Origin of the sequence: Olleya sp. R77988, from assembly GCF_044594215.1 — a bacterium.
GTDB lineage: Bacteria > Bacteroidota > Bacteroidia > Flavobacteriales > Flavobacteriaceae > Olleya.
In genome coordinates, this window is the sequence record NZ_CP138988.1 from 3232647 (window position 1) to 3246421 (window position 13775).

At 29.8% G+C, this 13775-nt stretch carries 16 protein-coding genes; 5 read left to right on the forward strand and 11 right to left on the reverse strand.

Annotated elements, in window-relative coordinates; all coding sequences use genetic code 11:
- Window positions 1–251 precede the first annotated feature (251 nt).
- The 4 genes from mazG to ruvX all read right to left on the reverse strand — a co-directional run bounded on the left by mazG (window position 252) and on the right by ruvX (window position 2618).
- Complete coding sequence (mazG, locus tag SJY17_RS14695; RefSeq protein ID WP_397363325.1) at window positions 252–1025, reverse strand: nucleoside triphosphate pyrophosphohydrolase; 774 nt, start codon at window positions 1023–1025, stop codon at window positions 252–254.
- 108 nt (window positions 1026–1133) lie between these two features.
- Entirely contained in the window at window positions 1134–1550 is a 417-nt protein-coding gene (locus SJY17_RS14700; protein ID WP_397363326.1) for a DUF5606 domain-containing protein, read from the reverse strand.
- Between the two features lie 55 nt (window positions 1551–1605).
- The gene (def, locus tag SJY17_RS14705; RefSeq protein ID WP_397363327.1) at window positions 1606–2199 is read right to left on the reverse strand and encodes a peptide deformylase; all 594 of its coding nucleotides are present in this window, start codon (window positions 2197–2199) and stop codon (window positions 1606–1608) included.
- An 8-nt stretch (window positions 2200–2207) separates the two neighbouring features.
- Window positions 2208–2618, reverse strand: coding sequence for a Holliday junction resolvase RuvX (gene ruvX, locus SJY17_RS14710; protein WP_397363328.1), 411 nt, complete (start codon window positions 2616–2618; stop codon window positions 2208–2210).
- Between the two features lie 238 nt (window positions 2619–2856).
- Between ruvX and SJY17_RS14715 the strand changes: the two genes are divergently transcribed.
- Complete coding sequence (locus tag SJY17_RS14715) at window positions 2857–3672, forward strand: 2,3,4,5-tetrahydropyridine-2,6-dicarboxylate N-succinyltransferase (RefSeq protein ID WP_397363329.1); 816 nt, start codon at window positions 2857–2859, stop codon at window positions 3670–3672.
- Window positions 3673–3737: 65 nt separating this feature from the next.
- Here the strand turns inward: SJY17_RS14715 and SJY17_RS14720 are convergent, their stop codons facing one another.
- A complete protein-coding gene (locus SJY17_RS14720; protein WP_397363330.1) occupies window positions 3738–4337 on the reverse strand; it encodes a lipopolysaccharide kinase InaA family protein in 600 nt (199 codons plus the stop codon).
- 283 nt (window positions 4338–4620) lie between these two features.
- Between SJY17_RS14720 and SJY17_RS14725 the strand changes: the two genes are divergently transcribed.
- Window positions 4621–5688, forward strand: coding sequence for a glycosyltransferase family 9 protein (locus tag SJY17_RS14725; RefSeq protein WP_397363331.1), 1068 nt, complete (start codon window positions 4621–4623; stop codon window positions 5686–5688).
- A gap of 54 nt (window positions 5689–5742) precedes the next feature.
- Here the strand turns inward: SJY17_RS14725 and SJY17_RS14730 are convergent, their stop codons facing one another.
- A complete protein-coding gene (locus SJY17_RS14730) occupies window positions 5743–6576 on the reverse strand; it encodes a glycosyltransferase family 2 protein (protein WP_397363332.1) in 834 nt (277 codons plus the stop codon).
- A gap of 107 nt (window positions 6577–6683) precedes the next feature.
- Here SJY17_RS14730 and SJY17_RS14735 point away from each other — a divergent pair, with 107 nt between their 5' ends.
- Window positions 6684–7421, forward strand: a complete 738-nt coding sequence (locus tag SJY17_RS14735) for a glycosyltransferase family 2 protein (RefSeq protein ID WP_397363333.1) — start codon at window positions 6684–6686, stop codon at window positions 7419–7421.
- 16 nt (window positions 7422–7437) lie between these two features.
- Here SJY17_RS14735 and SJY17_RS14740 read toward each other — a convergent pair whose 3' ends face one another.
- Entirely contained in the window at window positions 7438–8157 is a 720-nt protein-coding gene (locus tag SJY17_RS14740) for a polysaccharide deacetylase family protein (RefSeq protein WP_397363334.1), read from the reverse strand.
- Window positions 8158–8236: 79 nt separating this feature from the next.
- Between SJY17_RS14740 and SJY17_RS14745 the strand changes: the two genes are divergently transcribed.
- Entirely contained in the window at window positions 8237–8983 is a 747-nt protein-coding gene (locus tag SJY17_RS14745; protein WP_397363335.1) for a glycosyltransferase family 2 protein, read from the forward strand.
- Here the strand turns inward: SJY17_RS14745 and SJY17_RS14750 are convergent.
- Together SJY17_RS14750 and SJY17_RS14755 are read right to left on the reverse strand one after the other, a co-directional pair.
- On the reverse strand, window positions 8980–9777 hold the full coding sequence (locus SJY17_RS14750; RefSeq protein WP_397363336.1) for a glycosyltransferase family 2 protein: 798 nt from the start codon (window positions 9775–9777) through the stop codon (window positions 8980–8982). The two genes, SJY17_RS14745 and SJY17_RS14750, sit on opposite strands and share 4 nt — an antisense overlap.
- 1 nt (window position 9778) lies before the next feature.
- A complete protein-coding gene (locus SJY17_RS14755; protein ID WP_397363337.1) occupies window positions 9779–10678 on the reverse strand; it encodes a hypothetical protein in 900 nt (299 codons plus the stop codon).
- Window positions 10679–10770: 92 nt separating this feature from the next.
- Between SJY17_RS14755 and SJY17_RS14760 the strand changes: the two genes are divergently transcribed.
- On the forward strand, window positions 10771–11661 hold the full coding sequence (locus tag SJY17_RS14760) for a glycosyltransferase family 2 protein (protein WP_397363338.1): 891 nt from the start codon (window positions 10771–10773) through the stop codon (window positions 11659–11661).
- Here the strand turns inward: SJY17_RS14760 and SJY17_RS14765 are convergent.
- Entirely contained in the window at window positions 11651–12871 is a 1221-nt protein-coding gene (locus SJY17_RS14765; protein WP_397363339.1) for a glycosyltransferase, read from the reverse strand. The two genes, SJY17_RS14760 and SJY17_RS14765, sit on opposite strands and share 11 nt — an antisense overlap.
- Entirely contained in the window at window positions 12872–13753 is an 882-nt protein-coding gene (locus SJY17_RS14770) for a polysaccharide pyruvyl transferase family protein (protein ID WP_397363340.1), read from the reverse strand.
- Between the last annotated feature and the right edge of the window lie 22 nt (window positions 13754–13775).

Here is a 13775-nt window from a genome sequence, read left to right on the forward strand (position 1 = left end):
AATTTGGATTTTTTGAATTAAAAAAGTTTTTTCTGTTTGATTAGATTCTTGCTCTCACAGATTTTCTAATTACTGTTTTTGGCTCCTTCCCAAAAAAAACTGAGTATTTGAAAATCACAGATTTTCTAATTATTGTTTTTTGGCTTCTTCCCAAAAAAAACTAAGTATTTGAAAATCACAGATTTTCTAATTACTGTTTTTTGGCTTCTTCCCAAAAAAAACTAAGTATTTGAAAATCACAGATTTTCTAATTATTGTTTTTTGGCTTCTTCCCAAAAAACATCCATTTCAGACAAAGTCATGTCTTTTAAATCTTTATTTAATGTTTTTGCTTTGGCTTCTAGATATTGGAAGCGTTTTGTAAACTTCTTATTTGTGCGTTCTAAAGCGTTTTCTGGGTTTATTTTTAAAAACCTAGCATAGTTTACCATAGAGAATAATACGTCTCCAAACTCGTCTTCCATTGCGTTTTTATCGCCTTTTTGGACTTCTACTTTAAACTCTTCTAACTCCTCCTCTACTTTTTCCCAAACTTGCTCTGGTTGTTCCCAATCAAATCCAACTCCTGCTACTTTATCTTGGATTCTGTTTGCTTTTACTAAAGCTGGTAAGCTTTTAGGCACACCTTCTAACACACTGGATTTTCCTTCTTTTAATTTTAAGTTTTCCCAATTACGTTTAACCTCTTCTTCGTCTTGCACTTTTACATCTCCATAAATATGTGGATGTCTATAAATTAATTTTTCGCAAATTCCATTACAGACATCTGCAATATCAAATGCTTTTTTCTCGCTACCTATTTTAGCATAAAACACTAAATGCAACATTAAGTCACCAATTTCTTTTTTAACTTCTTCTAAATCGTTATCCAAAATAGCATCACCAAGCTCATACGTTTCCTCAATGGTTAGATGACGTAAGGTTTCCATGGTTTGCTTTTTATCCCAAGGACATTGCTCGCGCAACTCGTCCATAATAGTTAATAAACGGTCAAATGCTTTAAGTTGGTCTGCTCTAGAATTCATTTAAAAAAAGTTTTTGTAAAAGTACGTTGAATAGTTTCATCTTAAAAAACGAAAACAAAAAAATCCAGCAAAAGCTGGATTTTTATATATCTATAAATGGATAAAATGCTATTCTTCTTCGTCAGATTTTGAAGCTTCTTCAAAATTTAACATATCGTTTTTTTGAAGCATATTGTACCATTGTACTACTTTTTTAATATCACTTGGATATACTCTATCTTCATCATAATCTGGTAATACGTCAAAGAAATATTCTTCTAACTTATCTTTAGGATCTTTATGACTAATACTAGTTTGTGCTCCTTTTTCTTTAGCTTTAATTTTAGTTAACACCTCTTTTAAAGGTACTTCAGCAGTTAAGGTATAAATTGCAATCTCGCTTAAAATACTTACATTTTGTTGGATTCCAACAGACATACGTCTATTATCTATTAACGATTCGGCAATAAAACCACCTCTAGTTTGAGTTACTAATTTATATAATCCTGGTTTTCCAGCAATTGCTAATACTTTATCTAAAGCCATATTTTAATTTTTAAAGTGGGCAAATATCTTATGTTAGTTTGGGTTTTCCAAACGTTTAACGTTTCTTTTTCATTAATGGAAATTTCATGCGATAGTCTACATTAATTTTTCCTTTAGAAATGTTGGTTAATTTTCCTTTTATCAAGCGTCTTTTTAAAGGCGATAAATGATCTGTAAACAACACACCTTCAATATGATCGTACTCATGCTGGAAGACTCTTGCAGCCAAACCATCTAATTCCATAGTTTGCTTTTTAAAGTCTTCGTCTACATATTCAACTTTAATATTTGGTTGTCTAAAAACATCTTCTCTAACATCAGGAATACTCAAACAACCTTCATTAAAAGCCCATTCGTCTCCAGACTCTTCAACGATTACTGGGTTAATAAATGTGTGTTTGAAGCTTTTTAAAAAATCTGCTTCTTCTTTACCTAACACTTCTTCATCATCTGCAAAAGGAGATGCATCCACAATAAACAAACGGATTGGCAATCCAATTTGTGGTGCTGCTAAACCTACACCAAATGCACCATTCATGGTTTCGTACATGTTAGCGATTAACTCCTTTAAATTTGGATAATCTTTAGTAATTTCTTTTCCCATTTTTTTTAAAACGGGATCGCCATAAGCGACAACTGGTAATATCATACTGTCTTTTATTGATTATAAAGGTAACTTTGCAAGATTATGGTTGCACTAACCTCATCCAAAAGCGCTTTATTTTGTCTTTGTTTTTTCTTTAATCCACTATCAATTAATGTTTGCACTGCCATTTTAGAGGTAAAACGCTCGTCCACTCTTTTTACAGGTATACTAGGAAAAAAAGTTTGCAACTGACTTAAAAACGGTTTAATAAGTGCTTCGCTTTCGCTTGGCGTATTATCCATTTGTTTAGGTTCTCCTACTAAAATTAGCTCGACGTCCTCTTTATTTAGATAGTCTTTTAAAAATGCAATAAGCTCTTTAGTGTTAACAGTAGTCAAACCAGAAGCAATGATTTGCAGCTCATCTGTAACTGCTAATCCTGTTCTAACTTTACCAAAATCTACTGCTAAAATGCGAGCCATATTAATTTTTGTACAAATTTATAGTTTTATACTATTAACACCTTAAATATTGTGCCATATTTTAATTTTTACGAATTATATTTGCGTGACGTTAAAATTAACGTCCAATTGAGTGTTTTGTATAGTTTAAACAAAATATATCAAGAATAACAAGAACAAATAGTGGATTCCTGCTTTTGCAGGAATGACAAACAATAAAAAACTTCTGCTTTAACAGGAAAAACATTAAACAATTATCATGACAGAATTACAAAAAACTATTGAAACTGCTTGGGACAACCGAGAGTTATTAACTGAAACAAAAACTATTGAAGCGATTAGAGAGGTTGTAAACCTTTTAGACTTAGGTAAATTACGTGTTGCAGAACCTACTGCTACTGGTTGGCAAGTTAACGAATGGGTTAAAAAAGCGGTTGTATTATACTTCCCTATCCAGAAAATGGAAACTTTAGAAGCTGGTATTTTTGAATATCATGATAAAATCCCTTTAAAAAGAGGTTATAAAGAAAAAGGAATTAGAGTGGTACCAAACGCAGTAGCACGTCATGGTGCTTATATTTCTGCAGGAACTATTTTAATGCCAAGTTATGTTAATATTGGTGCTTATGTAGATGAAGGTACAATGGTAGATACTTGGGCAACTGTTGGTAGTTGTGCGCAAATTGGTAAAAACGTACACTTGTCTGGTGGTGTTGGAATTGGTGGTGTTTTAGAACCTTTACAAGCATCTCCTGTTATTATTGAAGATGGTGCTTTTATTGGATCACGTTGTATAGTTGTTGAAGGTGTACATGTAGAAAAAGAAGCTGTTTTAGGTGCTAATGTAGTATTAACGATGAGTACTAAAATTATTGACGTTACTGGTCCAGAACCTATAGAGATGAAAGGTCGTGTACCTTCAAGATCTGTTGTAATACCTGGTAGTTATACTAAAAAGTTTGCTGCAGGAGAGTTTCAAGTGCCTTGTGCATTAATTATTGGAAAACGTAAAGAGAGTACTAATAAGAAGACGTCTTTAAATGATGCGTTACGTGAGTATGATGTGGCTGTATAAATAGTCCATTTTAAAAAAAAATATCAAGTCTTTAAATTTTAATTTAGAGGCTTATTTTTTGTAGATCAAGACTTAAACCTCATCTTACGACCACTACGTCTCAACTTTTTACTATTAATTTTTAGTTGAAACGATCTGCTATGTTTTAGCATAGCGTCATGAGTATCTTGATAGGTTTTGTTATATAATTCTGCATACATTTTTGCAATAACCTTAACCATAGTTTTAGATAACCATAAACGTCTAAAGTTATGCATGCGCTTGTCAAAAGTCATGGTTTCAAAACGCATACGATTTAAATCTATTAAATAGAAATTATAATCAGTTTCGTCTTTAGTAATCAACGTATTTCCTGGAGAATGGTCTAAAAAATTGACATTATTTTCGTGTAATTTAAACGTAAACTCTGCAAATTGCTTTAAGATTTTGTCACGTTCCGGAAATAAAGGTTTGTGGATTAATTCTCTAAACTCAAAATCATAATCTATGTGCAAACTAATATAATAGCTGCTTTTTAATCCAAAAGCAGAACTGTTTTCTAGATAAGCAATTGGAAAAGGTGTTGAAATGCCACAATCTATCAATCTATTTGCATACTCAAAAGATCGTTTTGCTTTACTGGGTCGTATATATTTATAGACAAAACTATTAAAAACACCAGGCACTTTAAAGGATTTAATATTTACTTTTAAACCATCAATATCAAAAGATTTAATAACATTACGTTGACCTATAGTTACAGCATTACCAGAGCTTTCAAATGTTGAAATACAATTTTGAAGTTGTTCTTTTAAATACTGGTATTTTGGATGAATGTGTATAATAATTTTAATTTTAGTAATTGTTCAAAGATATATCAAACTAAATTTTAATAAAAGCCGATAAAATTATATTTTGCGGTATAGCTAAAATAATATTTTAAAAGATACTGAAACTAGCTTTACATAAATGAAAAAAATTCTTGTTATACAAAATAAACGAATTGGTGATGTGCTAATTGCATCTGTCATTGCACAGAACATGAAAACCGTTTATCCTAATAGTCAAATTGATTATTTAGTATATGACTTTACAGTTGGTGTTATTGAAAACAATCCAAATATTGACAATATTATTGCTGTAAACGAAAAAGAATTAAAACAAATCAATAATTTAAAGAAGCTAATAGGTCGTGTTAAAAAAACTAAATACGACATTATTTTTGATCCATATTCCAAACTTCAAAGTCGTATTATTTGTTACTTCTCTGGAGCAGCAATGCGTATTGGTTTTCAAAAACGTGGTAAAAACCCTTGGTTTAAATTTTACACACATACAGTTCCGTTTTTAGAAGAAAAAACACATAATTGTGGTAAAGCTATTGAAGATAGAATCCATATGTTTAATTCCTTTTTTCCTTTAGCTGAAGACAAAATAGATTATGAGCCACATATTGTTTTAACCAAAACAGAGCTACAATACGACAAACTAAACAAATACAATAAACCAGCAATAATGTTGGGTATTTTAGGTAGTACACCTCAAAAATCGATGCCTTATAAATATATTGTTACACTAATAGACCATATAACTTCTACTTATGATGTTAATGTGTTGTTTAATTACTCTCCACATCAAAAAGAAGATGCATTAAGTATTTATAAGCAGTGTACAAACAAGGATAGCATCATTATTGACATTTATGAAGATAGCATTAGAGGTTTTATAACTTTAATGAATAAATGCGAGTTATTAGTTGGTAACGAAGGTGGTATTGTCCATATATCTAAAGCATTAAACAAGCCAACATTTACTATATTTTCTCCTTATGTTTTAAAAGAGCATTGGGCAAGTTTTGAAGATGGTAAAACGCACACGTCTATTCATCTACTAGAAGAAAAACCTGATTTATTTTCTACAGACAGAGAAGAACGTCGTAAAATTGAAGAAGATCCAAGCTACATGTATAAACAACTAACTCCAGAAATGATTATTCCAAAATTGGATGCTTTTTTGAAGTTACATTTGAAGAAATAAAATTTTCATAAAAAGCTTTCTCGCAAAGACGCCAAGATGCTAAGTATCGACTAACTACTTATCACTGTTTAACTTCTCAATACCATAAGGTGTTTTAATCACCTTATTATCCTTTACATTTTTTCTAATTGCTAAGTTACGATCTAAAGACTCTTTGGTTTTGTAACCTCTTGGATGGTCTAAATGTAGCACAATTGCTTTATGTCTAATTTGTTTAGACTTTATACCATAATTAAATAAACGTTCACCTAATTCGCGATCTGGCCCACCATATTGCATACGCTCGTCATAACCATTTATTGCTATTAAATCGTCTTTCCAAGCACTTGAGTTGCAATTATTAAACGTTGCTCCTGTTGGTGTTACAACATCCAAAACATCTGCCAAAATACCACTAGCATTCATTTTTAATGCATTTTTAAAACTAACACTTCCATTTTTTTTAAGCCAATTAGTGTCAAAACAATTTTCGCTTTCGATATCTTTTAAGGTAATCATTTCACTGGTTGGCATATCTAATTTTAAATAACCACCAGATAGAAAATAGCCTTTCTCTGCATATTTAGCATGTGTCGACACAAAATCTGTACGTGCAATACAATCACCATCTGTCATTAAAATATAGTCATGCTCTGTTTGTACTATACATTTATTTAATAATTCTTGACGTCTGTAGCCTTTATCCTCATGCCAAATATGACGTAAGGTTACTGGGTAATCTTCCCTAAAACTATCAATTAATTGTTTAGTCGTTTCACGTGATCCATCATCAGCAACAATCACTTCAAAATTTTCATAATCTTGATGCTTGTAGCTTTCTAAAACTTTGGCAAGCCAAGCTTCAGAATTATAAGTACTAACAATAACTGTAATAGGTAAACCACTCATTTAATTGACATTTTATTGGCTACAAAGATAAGACTATTTAAAGTATTGATAAACTTAGATTTGTTTAAGCTAGAATTATTAACGTAAATTTGTGTTTTACTTTTTAGATGAAATCACTTACTGTAATCATACCAACTTATAACGAGCAAGACTACCTTGAAAACGCGTTACGTTCCATCCGTTTTGCTGATCAAATCATAGTAGTTGACTCAATGAGTACTGATAAAACAGTTCAGATTGCAGAGCGTTATAATTGTCAAGTGTTATCCAGAAAATTTGATAATTTTTCTAATCAAAAAAATCATGCGTTGCAGTATGCAACTGGAGAATGGATTTTGTTTATTGATGCTGACGAGCGTGTTCCAAATGCCTTAAAACAAGAAATTATTGCTGCAATGGACAGAAATAAACATGCTGGTTACAAACTAAATTTTCCGCATTTTTATATGAATCGTTTTTTATATAATCATAGTGATAATGTGACACGTTTAGTTAAACGCGATAATTGTAAATTTGAAGGATTAGTACACGAAAAATTGATTGTAGATGGTACTATTGGACAACTTAAAAACCCTGTATTACATTTTACCTATAAAGGTTTACTACATTATATTAGTAAAAAAGACAGTTATGCTTGGTTCCAAGCAGAACAACTACTTAAAAAAGGAAAAAAAGCCACTTATTTCCATTTAGCATTTAAACCTTTTTATCGTTTTTTTAGTAGCTATATTTTACGTCGTGGATTTATGGATGGTATTCCTGGATTAGCAGTAGCCAGCATTAATGCTTATGGTGTGTTTTCTAGATATGTTAAGTTAATGTTGTTGCAGAAAGGGATTAGGTAGTAAAACCCTCTTTTAACTAAAACCAACTCTTTCCTTTCTTTAATTTCTTCTTAAAAACTTTCAAACTATCCTCTCCTTTAATATCTAAACGTTGGATTTCGTAATGATTTTTAAACGGAAAGGTATTCACTCTGTTTCCAATTCGTAAACCATAAGCAATATTATTTTGCTTTAAACATTTAAAAAAAGCATGTTGCTCCTCTCCTGTTTTAGGATATTTACCATAAGGATAAGCTATGGTGTTATTAATATCTAGTCTATTTTCTATTATAAAATTTTTACATAAATCAAAGTCATTTTGAATAGTTTCAATAGATAATTGATCATAACGTTGATGTGCAAAACTGTGTAAGCCAAGCTCGATAACGTCACTACTTAAAGACTGTAATTGTGCAACAGACATTATAGGTTCTGTACCTTTATCCCAAGTATTGACACCTCCAACATACTTAAAAGGAATATAAAAACACGCCTTTAAGTCATGCTTTACAAACAATGGATAAGCTAATTCTAATTGATTAACGTACACATCATCAAAAGTGATAATTACTGATTTTTCAGGAAATTCTTGTGCAGATTTAAATTGTTGTAAATCTTTAAAATGAAAGGTTGTATAGCCTTCAGATTTTAAAAATAGTAATTGTTCTTCTAATTTTTTTACATCAATAGTTAAACCATGACTCTCATTTGACTGAGTGGTTACACTATGATACATTAATATTGGAAGCTTTGGCATTGTTCTTAAATTGAATAGTCTTCGCACAAATATATAAAGCCTAATGGTTATATTTGCCAAAAATCAGACTTTCTATTTCATGATAAGCGCTTTAGCTATTACATATAACGAAGAAGAGAATATAGAACGCTATATAGAAAGCTTGTCTTTTGCAGACGAAATTATTATAGTAGACTCTTTTAGTACAGATAAAACTGCTGAGTTAGCAAAAAAACACAATGTTACTTTTATACAACGTGAGTTTGATGATTTTTCGTCTCAAAAAAATTATGCCATTAGTTTAGCTAAACATGATTGGGTTACCTTTTTTGATTTAGACGAAATTATTCCTGAAGCTTTAGCTAAAGAAATTGTAACTACAGTTAAATCTAATCCTAAAAATAAAGCGTTTCGCGTTAAGCGCGACTTTCATTTTATGGGAAAACGCATAAAATATAGTGGCTTTCAAACAGATGTTGCTGTTAGGTTATTTAACAAAAATCATTGTAAGTATAACGGAAAACTTGTCCATGAAGCGATTGAAACCACTACAACTATAGGCAATTTAAAGCACGCAATAAATCATCAAACTTATAAAGACTTTGATACGTATAACAACAAATTAAGTCTATACAGTAAATTACAAGCAGAAGCTTTATTTAAAAAAAATGTACGACCAAATTTGTACCATTTTTTATTTAGACCTTGGTACAGATTTATGCATCAATACTTTTTACGTTTTGGATTTTTAGATGGTAAAGAAGGCTTTATTATTTGTTATGTCCATGCGTTTTCGGTATTTAAACGCTATATCCAACTTTGGACTATGTATCGTAATATTGATTAAGCTAAATATTTATCAACTCCGTTTTTAGCCCATTTTATTTTTTTATTGACTGTCTCTTGCTCGATAGAATCGTTAATTTCAAATCTATCACGAGACTTTTCATTATGATAAATATGAAATACAATACTTCTGTAACGCAAACGTCTAGCTTGTAATCCTATATTATGAAATCTAAGAACTAGTTCAGAATCCTCTCTTCCCCAACCTGTAATGTCTTCGTTATAACCATTTACAGCAATAAAATCTTTTCTAAAGTAAGATGCATTGCAGCCTCTAAACTTGCTAGAAAATTCAGTACTTGGCTTGTACAACTGACTTAAAAATGGAATATGCAATGCACGTGTACGTTTTTTAATTCCTTTAGAAAAAGCATTAAAACGTATTTGTTTACTACTAAATAACGTCTCTAAATGTGATTTTTGAATATTTACACGAGAACCAAAAAGATAAGTATTATCCTTAACAAACTGTAAATGATCTTTTATAAAATGATGATGCATAATGCAGTCTCCATCGACCTGAATAATATATTCTCCTGAGGATTGTGCAACCGCTTTATTTAAAATATGTGCTTTTTTAAACCCATTATCTACTTGCCAAATATGTTTTACAGGAATGGAAAACTGTGTTTTAAAACTATCAATCAACAATTTTGTGTCTTCAGTCGACCCATCGTCTGCTATAATAATCTCGTCAGGTAATTGACTTTGTTTCAAAACACTTAACAAGACCAATTCTAAAGCTTTTGGCCAATTATAAGTAGCAATTAATAAAGTTGTTTTTAAGTTTTTCATTTTAAAAATAAGATTCAAAGTCTATTTTACTTTTATTAAAAATCTTTAAAAACTTAAACCATTGTCCAAAGTTTTTTTTCCTCAAAAATGATTTGGAAGGTGCTAAACTTTCATCATTTTCAACCATCGTTTTAATTTGGTTTAGATCATGTGTTGGAAAGTAACCTAAGCTTTTCCATATTTCTGGATCTAAATAAAACAGGTTTTTTAATTCTTTATAATTGTCTTTATTAGCTTTTTGCCATTTAGGGAAAAACTGATCATTTAGTTCATGAGAATGTCCCCAATTATCTAACTTAAATTTAAGCGATGCTTCATCTCTTGACAAGCATTCATGCAATAATACATTATTGGTATAAATAACACGCTCTTTATTATTTCTTGCATATTTATAATTAGGGTAATTTGTTGCTAACATTACCTTTGTTGGCTCGTCAACATACAACATTCCTTCCTCTAAATATTTATAGATATTAATTAAAAATCCAGCAATTTGAACTGGATTTTTTTTAGGATTATCTAAAAATTTATCGTGTTGTCTTAAAGTGTTTACAAACTGTTTAAAGTCTATAAAAATCTCGTCAGAATCTACCTGAACTAACCAATTACCAATTCCCATTTTTAAGGATAGCATATGACGCTCTCTAGTGTCATTCTGGATTGCATTTAATTCTGGTACATAAAAATTGTCTTTATAAATTTCAATTTTATTGTCTTTATCAAATTGTGCTAACCATTCAAAAAAAGCAGGATCTACTTCAAAATGTTCGCCTTTCCAAGTACTTTGTTCATGGTCAAGTGCTAGATAAATTTTATCTGCTTCTTTATAAACTGGAGGAATAGATAATTTTAATTTATCGTAGTCATAAGACATTAAAAAGCCAACAACAATGTTTTTCATTATAAGTAATTAGTCAAACAAAATTAACAAATAATAAAAACTTAAGTGAACCAATCTATTGGTTTTATTTATTTTTACCGAAAATCAACTACATGGATGTTTCTATAATTATTGTAAACTACAACTCTTCCGGTTATACTATAAATTGTATTGACTCTATTTACAAATACACTAAAAATCTTAGTTTTGAGATTATCGTTGTTGATAATCAATCCAAAACAGACGATTTAAACACTTTAGAAAATCATTTAAAATATGCAAATTTTACACTAATTAAAAGTGACGACAATTTAGGTTTTGGTGGAGGAAACCATTTAGGTTACCAACAAGCCAAAGGACGTAATTTAGCATTTGTAAATAATGATGCTGAGCTAACAGAAAACGCTTTATTACAATTATTAAATTATAGTGATGCACATCCTGAGGTAGGTTGTTTAGGCTTAAAGCAAGTTGATGCTGAAGGTGACACTTTTAAATATAGCTATAGACAATTTATAGATTTAAGTTACCATTTATTTGACCAGAAAAAACCAGTTAAGTATTACAGTAAACTATATAATTCTGATTTATCAGAACCATTTACAGTAGATCTAGTGTCTGGTGCTTTTATGTTTTTTAAAACAGATGCTTATGAAAAAGCAGGTGGTTTTGATCCTGAAATATTTTTATTTTATGAAGAAATGGATATTTGTTTACGTTTAAAAAAGCAAGGTTATTCTACCCAGTTTTATCCAAAATCTAGCTTTATCCATTATATGGGAAAAAGCTCTGGTAATGTCGCTTTAAAAAGAGAGTTTACAGTATCCTACCTATATGTTATCAAGAAAAACTACAGTGCTTTATATTATCAGTTTCTACGTTTTATTTTAATCTTAAAATATGGTGTAAAAAGCATTTTTAAGCCTAAAAAACATGCTATTCCTTTTAAAATAGCTTTAAAAGGAGGAGATAGTTTGCGTTTTTCTATGAGAGCTAAACGTTAATTATTTGTAGTATTTGAGCTTCTGTTGTCGCTAAAGAAAATGGTTGTAAAATAGTTTGACAGCTATCACTTGCAGCATTCCAAAGCGTTATATTAGTATATAAATCAATTATTTTTTTGGCAGTATCTTCTGCAGTATTAGCAATCATTGTGTTTTTTTGATTTCCAAATTCAAACCCTTCAGCTCCTACATCTGTAGTTACTAAGGGTAAACTATGCTCTAAACTCTGTCCAATTTTTCCTTTAATTCCTGCACCAAATCTTAAAGGAGCAACAAATAATCTTGTTTTATTTAAAAACATATTTAAATCATCCACAAAACCTAAAACGTTAAATTTATTAGTAGCCAAATTATTTATTTCTTCAGTAAAATAACTACCAACAATATTAACTTCTACTTCTGGTAATTTTTGCCAAACTATTGGCATAACATCTTGTCTTAAATGTTTTACAGCATCGATATTTGGGTCATGCCTAAAGCTTCCTACAAAAAGCATATCTTTTCTATTTTCAAAACTATTAAAGTCAGGTTTTTTTTCTAGATGTTGATGTATATTACTAATCAACACTACCTTTTCTTCTTCATTAAAGTGCTGTTTTAACAACACTTTATCTGTGGTAGAAATTGCAATTACAGTATCTGCAATTTTACAATTTTCAAGTTCAATTTTTAGAAATTTTTCTGCTTCCGTTTTTAATGACTCGTTTTTAGTAAGCTCGTATTCTCTTAATAATCTTATGTAATGAAAATCCACCATATCAAACACTAGTTTAATATCTGGATTTGCCGATTTTACAATAGATTGAAACTTACTAAAAATTAATGGTCTATGTAACCAAGCCATATCCATTTTTGGAGCAACTAGTTTTATAAAATCTTCTTTTGTAACTAAATTTCCAGACTTATCAATACTTGGTTGATATACATTAACGCCTAAATCAATAAACTTTTGAATATAATCGCTTTTGTATTTATACTGTTTTAAATCCGCAATTAAAAAAACTGAAACCTTATTTTTTAGAAGCAATTTGATAATCTCAGTCAAACGTCTTGAACCAGAATCTTTATTAAATTCAGGTATAATCTCGTCAATAATTAACACGTTTTTTTTAGAGAATAAGAAATTATTAAAATCAAATGTCTTGTTTTCCTTTTTTAGTTTTTGTGTTAATAAAAACGTTCTGTATTTAATTTTAAGTTGCTTAAACATTTATAATTGATAGTCTTTTTTTAATGTAAATACTTCCTCTTTCATTGAAACAATTAAGTCTGACATCACGTTATTATCTGATAAATTAAAATCAATACTCTGATGGTTTTTCAATTTATCAAGTAAATAATTTTCGTTTTTCTTTTTAAAAGCTGTTTTAAAGATTTTATATAGTTTTCGACGTCTTAAAGATGGTGCTTCAATATAAATATTGTCTTTGATGCCTACAGATAACAACCAATCATTCCATTTAAATTCAGAGACTTTTTCACCTTCATGCAAGTGTGCATTAAAACGTAAACGTTTCCATGGTACACGTAAAACATCTGCTAAAATACAACCATGCATAGCTTCGCTAATTATAGTTTTACAACTTGAAATATCTTTCATAAACTGCTCAACATCTCCATTGGTTGGTAAAATTAATTTCCAGCCTAATTGATCACAAATCTGCTGCCAATTTACTTTATCTATAGATTTAAAATAAGGTATAAAACCAATTTCATGCTGTTTTGGTATATTTAAATAGTCTTTATATTCTGGTATTAATGCTAAAAAGTAAGCACCATCAGCAACATATTTATCTAATGTATTAGTTAATTTTAATGAGCTATATGGACCACGTAAAAAACGAATATCCCAAGAGTCATCAAAATTGAACTTTTCATTAATAGACCTTACTCCTGTTCCAAAAACAACTTTTTGTTTACAGGTTTCTGCTTCTTTTAAAAAGTATGAATTTTCTATTAAAATTGAACCTATTCCAAAAAATGCCACATCATTATTATCAAAAAAAGTGTCTCCAAAAATTTTAGGCCATAACCATAAATTTAAATCATCACCAAAATTTCCTTTTTCAGATTTATAATAAATTAATTTCATCTATTTTTGTTTCCTCAAATAT

What these genes read in the sequence shown, in the direction of transcription:
- SJY17_RS14745 (WP_397363335.1), top strand. Translation starts at nt 8,237, where the DNA reads ATGATAAGCGCTTTAGCTATTACATATAACGAAGAAGAGAATATAGAA.
- SJY17_RS14725 (WP_397363331.1), top strand. Translation starts at nt 4,621, where the DNA reads ATGAAAAAAATTCTTGTTATACAAAATAAACGAATTGGTGATGTGCTA.
- SJY17_RS14715 (WP_397363329.1), top strand. Translation starts at nt 2,857, where the DNA reads ATGACAGAATTACAAAAAACTATTGAAACTGCTTGGGACAACCGAGAG.
- ruvX (WP_397363328.1), bottom strand. Translation starts at nt 2,618, where the DNA reads ATGGCTCGCATTTTAGCAGTAGATTTTGGTAAAGTTAGAACAGGATTA.
- mazG (WP_397363325.1), bottom strand. Translation starts at nt 1,025, where the DNA reads ATGAATTCTAGAGCAGACCAACTTAAAGCATTTGACCGTTTATTAACT.
- def (WP_397363327.1), bottom strand. Translation starts at nt 2,199, where the DNA reads ATGATATTACCAGTTGTCGCTTATGGCGATCCCGTTTTAAAAAAAATG.
- SJY17_RS14700 (WP_397363326.1), bottom strand. Translation starts at nt 1,550, where the DNA reads ATGGCTTTAGATAAAGTATTAGCAATTGCTGGAAAACCAGGATTATAT.
- SJY17_RS14740 (WP_397363334.1), bottom strand. Translation starts at nt 8,157, where the DNA reads ATGCCAAAGCTTCCAATATTAATGTATCATAGTGTAACCACTCAGTCA.
- SJY17_RS14765 (WP_397363339.1), bottom strand. Translation starts at nt 12,871, where the DNA reads ATGTTTAAGCAACTTAAAATTAAATACAGAACGTTTTTATTAACACAA.
- SJY17_RS14770 (WP_397363340.1), bottom strand. Translation starts at nt 13,753, where the DNA reads ATGAAATTAATTTATTATAAATCTGAAAAAGGAAATTTTGGTGATGAT.
- SJY17_RS14755 (WP_397363337.1), bottom strand. Translation starts at nt 10,678, where the DNA reads ATGAAAAACATTGTTGTTGGCTTTTTAATGTCTTATGACTACGATAAA.
- SJY17_RS14735 (WP_397363333.1), top strand. Translation starts at nt 6,684, where the DNA reads ATGAAATCACTTACTGTAATCATACCAACTTATAACGAGCAAGACTAC.
- SJY17_RS14730 (WP_397363332.1), bottom strand. Translation starts at nt 6,576, where the DNA reads ATGAGTGGTTTACCTATTACAGTTATTGTTAGTACTTATAATTCTGAA.
- SJY17_RS14750 (WP_397363336.1), bottom strand. Translation starts at nt 9,777, where the DNA reads ATGAAAAACTTAAAAACAACTTTATTAATTGCTACTTATAATTGGCCA.
- SJY17_RS14760 (WP_397363338.1), top strand. Translation starts at nt 10,771, where the DNA reads ATGGATGTTTCTATAATTATTGTAAACTACAACTCTTCCGGTTATACT.